General features: G+C 63.1%; 3 protein-coding genes. All 3 read right to left on the reverse strand.

The genetic code is table 11. The features are described from left to right. Positions 1-1,699: recombinase family protein (locus IRZ24_RS16145; RefSeq protein ID WP_297166293.1), on the reverse strand; the 1,699-nt coding region annotated here is incomplete at its 3' end. Positions 1,700-2,653: 954 nt separating this feature from the next. After that, the gene (locus IRZ24_RS16150; protein ID WP_297166296.1) at positions 2,654-4,288 is read right to left on the reverse strand and encodes a replication-relaxation family protein; all 1,635 of its coding nucleotides are present in this window, start codon (positions 4,286-4,288) and stop codon (positions 2,654-2,656) included. Beyond that, a complete protein-coding gene (locus IRZ24_RS16155; protein WP_297166300.1) occupies positions 4,285-5,370 on the reverse strand; it encodes a hypothetical protein in 1,086 nt (361 codons plus the stop codon). The genes IRZ24_RS16150 and IRZ24_RS16155 overlap by 4 nt, the downstream gene beginning before the upstream one ends. Between the last annotated feature and the right edge of the window lie 169 nt (positions 5,371-5,539).

Raw genomic sequence — 5,539 nt, forward strand, 5'->3', positions numbered from 1 at the left:
TCTGCTCGGGGAAGTGGTAGAATATGATGAGGAAAAGAAGATCTTTCTCGTGAAGCAAGATATTTACTGAAAGAGAGACCGATGCCCGTCGGTTCCGCTCCCACCACTTTTCCGTGACAAGGAGGCCAACGGCCTCCTTGTTTGTGTCTGCGCAGAAAACCGGGCTCCCTTGCAACAGGGGCACAAATGAGCGGCGCGGTTTGAGGGCCGCGATGAGGTGCTGCTCCAGGTCATAGTACAACCCCTGCGGTTCTAAGAACCGGATCACCCATTCCCGCCGCTCCTCGGGCGTGGCCCGCTCGCAAAGCGCCTGCAGCTGCGGCAGCTGCGCTGCGGCCTCCTGGATCGCTTCCCAGCTGACCCCTGCCAGGACAGGCTGCTCGAGCTGATAGAGGGCCAGGTCGACGGCCGCCATCTCCGCCTGAAAGTTCTTCTCACTCAGGTAGCCCTCGGAATAGAGCTTGACCAGCCGTCCCTGCTTCTGCAACAGCCGCTCTTTCTCCTGGGCTGGCTCCCGTTTCAGCCCAGCCGCTTGCAACGCCAGCACTTTCAGCTGCTCCCGGACCTCCTCCTGCCAGCTTTCGGGCAAACTGATGGCCTCCAACATCTCCCCAAATTGCTGCTGCACCAGCTCGGCCTTGACCATCCGATGGCCTCCCGTCGGGCATGGCAACCGACGCACCTTGGCTGGATCGCGATAATAGCCGCTGGGGCGACGGCTCCCCGTCTCGCACCGCAGGGGCAAGCCGCAGTGGGCACAGACGATATAGCCCGCAAACTCATACTGGCGCCGGACAGGCTCCTGACGTCGACTGGCCCGATAGAGCTGCCGGGTCGCCTGCCGAATTCGTTGCCACTCCTCATAGGTGAAGATCGCCGGATGCTGGCCCCGGAACCGCTCTCCCTTGTACAGGATGGTCCCCCGGTCATCGCCGGGCGCAAAGGCAGCGTAGAACTCGTTCCGCAAGATCGCATTGACTGTATCCTTCGTAAAGAGCCGCTCTCCAAACCGCTTGCTCCCTGTGCGGTAGCCCTGCTGATTGAGCACCTCTGCGATCCGGTCCGCCTCCAACTCACAGTTCATGCGTAACTCTCCCATCAGCCGCAGCCCCCGCGCCTCCTCCGGGTCCAGCTCCAGCGGCGCTTTTGCCCCTGCTCCCCGACGATAGCCGTAGGGGATATCGCCGTTCCAGAGCCCCTGGGCGGCGCGTTCCTGCTTGCCCTTACTGGTGTGCCTTGCGAGGACATCAGAGAAATAGGCGGCAAAGGCCGCCAGGATCGTCAACTGCAATCGTCCCTCGGGGGTGCCATAGTCGATCTGCTCCTGCAGGGAAATGAAGGCCACTCCGTGGTCCGCCAGCAGGCGAAAACTCTGCAGCGTGAGCTCCACATTGCGCGACCAGCGATCCAACGTATGGACCATCACCACCTGGATCTTGTCCTCACTGATCTCCTTCAGTAACCGGGCAAATGCCGGTCGCTTGGAGATCTGCTCGCTTCTGGCGCTCTTGTCATCGTCAATGTACCAGATTGGTTCAGGCCAGCCTCGCTCACGGCAAGCCTCCTCTATTGCTCGCTGCTGCGCTGCCAGGCTGAAATTCTCGCGCTGCATCTCGCTGGAGCGACGCACGTACCCTGCGACCTGCAGCCTGGGTGGCTGACTGGGGGGATGGGACAAGAAACGAGATAGGTTGCTCATCTCTCCTCCTTGTGGTAAGGCAGTGGGTGGAATGGGAGCCTGTCGCTTCCCTCTCTTCCCGATGGATCCTCGGTCGTATCTGGGCGAGTGAGTGTCTCTGCCGGCTCCCTTGGCAGACGAACATCCCCTTGCCCAGTTCTCATCCCTGCTCCGACTTCTCGCTCTGAGGAGGTCTGCTGCTCCTGGAGTGTGCGGAGAAGAATCCGGGCCAGCAGCTGGCAAAAGGCCCGCACATCTGCTTCTGCAGCGGATCTTTCAGGCACGTGCCCTTGCTGTCGCTCAACAGCTGTTTGGATGCACTGATTTCTTTTCATCGATGCACCTGTTCCCTTCATCGTTCTGAGGACTCGGGCAACAGAGCAAGCATCTCCTGTGACAGCAGCCAGGAAAAGCAGGGAAGCACCAATGTGCCTGGACTGATCGAGATGCAGGGGAAGAGCGGTTTTGAGGATATCAGGGAGCAGCGCCTCTGTCAAGAGGTTCCGCTGGGAGGCTCTTCTCTCCACCCTGCCGGCCCTGCACTCCTGCTGCACCGATCTGCCTGGCTGGTCCAGAAGCGGGCCCTGCCATCCGGGATGACTGTCGGCTTGCCAGGAAGCGATCATTGATCGGGATCGCTGGCTCACCTGCTCGTTCCACACCCCTGTCCTTCTCGTTTCAGCAGCGAGGTTCTATGCTTGGTGCAGACTCGGTGCAACGGAAGAGCAAAGCGCCTCCGGAGCGGAAGCGGGAACGGAGGCGAAGGGAGCCGATCGAGAGCGATCTGCCTGAGATGCAAGGAGAAGAACGGGGGGTCATATACTGACCCCTCTCACTGCTTCCAATCGGAAGCGCTGGATGGAACGTCTTTGCCAGAGCTGAAGGAGGATGATGTGCGTGCGTAAGGAAGATGCACCCCTTCCTTCGCGCTGACCAGAGAGAAGGACCAGGAGGGGCGTGCGCCGTGAGCGATCCTCATGGGTCAAGGAACGTGACCTGATCGCGACCTGGAGGAGGCAGAATCTGGCGCCAGAGCGGAGCATGGAGCACGGAGGTTCCTGCACGCTGCACCTGCTCCCACCCGGCGAGTCGGACGACCAGATACTCAGCGGGCTGATGGGCAGTGGCCTGCTGGATCAGGTGGCTCATGCGCGACTGTGCCCCATCCGGACAGACCAGATAGAGGGAGAGTCTGCGAGCCTGTCGCTGGCTCAACGCCAGGTAGCGACGCCACTTCGCACGATACTGCGGCGGCTTGAGCGTCCCGCGGTCTACCTCAATCCAGGCGAGCACGGTTCGCTGGGCGTCTCGATAGGCGAACAGCAGATCGGGGATGACCGTGAGGCGGCCATCCTCGTGACGGGTGTGAGGAGCCAGGTCCCACCAGACCACGCGCTGCTGTGCCGCCTGGATCAGCTGCAGGAGGAGACGACGGAGCTGCTGGGTATGCTCCCACTGGCGCCACAGCCCGCGTACCGCCCGCTGTCCCCATTGCTCTCCTGGCCAGGCATCCGCGCGAGATGCCAGCGCCGAGAGGGGCAGGCCTGTCACTGCTGCGAGCAACTGCAGCCCTCGTTCCGTCAGTCTCCAGTGGGGACTGCCGCCGCGAGGTTGGGGCCGGGGAGCAGGAGGCTCGACGGGGCGCACACAGCCCATCCGGCGCAGCTCGGCCACCAGATGCGCAAGGGTGGCCTGGGTGCGTGCAGGCTGTGCAAAGACGCTCGCCAGTTCGTCGGTGGTGGCCAGGGGAAGTGTGAACACGTGACGAAGCACCTGCAGATGGCGCGCTCCCAGCCGGGTGCTGAGGGAAGCCAGCTCAGGGAGATGGGCCTGCTGCGTGGGGGAAGGGTTGAGGGACGCCACGAACCAGCGGGTGTGTCTTTGGCTGAGCGGCCAGAAGGAGCAGGGGCGCTCAGCCCAGAGGGCGTGCCAGGTGAGGGAGTGCCAGGCCAGGCGTGGGCCTGGAGGGATGCAGGCCGCCAGGATCAGCGGGGCCTGCTGCTCTGCGAGGCCAGAGAGGCCAAGCTGCTGACAAGCGCGTTCCGCGGCCTGCCGCCAGAGCTGGAGCCGGCGGGGCGGAGCAGCAGGCCCTGAGCCGGTTGGCAGGAGCAAGAGTACTGGCCCCACCCGCGGACACGATGGCTCGCGCTGGGCATGAGCCTGGAGGGCCAACCAGCCGATCACCTGCTGGCAGAGTCGCTGCACTTCGTCAGCGAGAGGCAGGCCTGGATCGAGCAGCAGCGGGAGGTGCACGCTGCAGAGGCTGCTGGCTTGCTGCTCTTCCGTGGTGGTGTCCCGTCTGCCCTCCGCTCCCACTGACAGATCCTGGACGCCGAGCCAGAAGAGCGCTGTCGCTTGCAGGGGCCAGCGCTGCTGACCAAGCAGGAACGCGCTCCGGTAGTCCCGTAGCCAGGTCCAGAGCCAGCGGACCTGCCCGTGTGCGGCACTGATCTGCAGCGGGGCCGGCAGTCGCGCCGTCAGCTGAGTGGGCGCGCGGCGGAGCACCTCGCAAGAGCTGCTGGCAGAGGCTCCAGTCAGCCAGGCGCGGCAGACACTGGAGCAGTTGCGCTCTGGTGTAGCCGTGCTGCGCAGCCAGTGCGCCAGGATCACACTGCAGCATCCTGGCCACCAGGATCACTCCTCTGGGGCTGGCGACATACCAGTCCCAGCGCTAGGGCCGGGTCCGCTGCGTCGGGCAGCAACAACTGGAGCGAGCAGGTGATGCGTTCTCCTGCGACGGGTAACCGGGCATAGCGGTGATGGCGCGGGAGGCTCTGCACATCCTCCGCCGTGATTCCCAATTCGGGAGCGAGCGTCTGAGCATCGTCCGCGCTGCCGGCAAACGCCAGGATGCTTTGGACATTCGCCAGGATTTGGGCCAGCACCTTGTGCTCCTGCGCTTCTTGCCGGAAGAACGCTAAGGACTGCGTTGCCAGGGCGAAGTGCGCGCCGAATTTCCTGAGCTCCGCGAGCATCCGCCAGCGTACTCCCAGAAACCACTGAAACTCGTCCACAATCACCAGCGTTCGCGTCCGGCCAGGGGGCTGTTCCTGGAAGAAGAGGCCGAGCAGGTTCAGCAGCGTCGCCCCCACCAGCCGCGCTGCATCCTCTCCCACGACGCTGGCGAGTTTGACCAGGAGGATCCGGCCCTCCAGACAGGCTCGCAGATCCACCGTGGAGCGACTCTGGCCCAGCACTCGCCGCGCGCTGACCTGCTCGAACTTGGCGAACTTGGTCAACACCGGGTCAATCCGCTCGAGTCTCATCCAGGTGCTCAGCGGCTCGAAGTAGGCAGCCCACCAGCGGATCAGGAAGGGATCTGGCCGGCGCAGGAGGCGCAGGAGACGGTTGCGGACGCGGTTGCTGCATAACACGAGCAGGACCTCCAGCAGCGTGAGCTGCCGCTCGTCTCCTTCCGTCACGAGCTGCTGGTTCACACTGTAGATCAGCTTCAAGGCGGCCTCGCAGGCCGCCTCCATGCATGGCCCCCAGCTCGTCGCCCAGATCTCGCGGAAGCAGGCCAGCAGGTCGGCGACGGCTTTGTCCCGCACGGGCGAGAAGTGGACATCGAGCGGATTGATCCCGGGGAGATGCTCAGGGTCACTGAGATCCATCAAGACGACGTCCCCCGCCCGCTCAGGCGGAATCAGCGGCAGCAGCTGATCCACCAGATCATGTGGAACCACTCTCACCTCCAAATCTTTGGTGCCTCTACGCTCCCTTGTTGACTTCTGGCTGAAATTTAACTATCCTTATAAAGGTTTAGCAGTAATATCTAGTATTGCAGAGATGATGAACTCAGTTTCTGGCTAGGAAGTCCCAGCTACTATCGAGTGGAGGATAGTATGCAACCACGAAAAG

The sequence above is a fragment of the Thermogemmatispora sp. genome (genome assembly GCF_019683755.1).
GTDB lineage: Bacteria > Chloroflexota > Ktedonobacteria > Ktedonobacterales > Ktedonobacteraceae > Thermogemmatispora.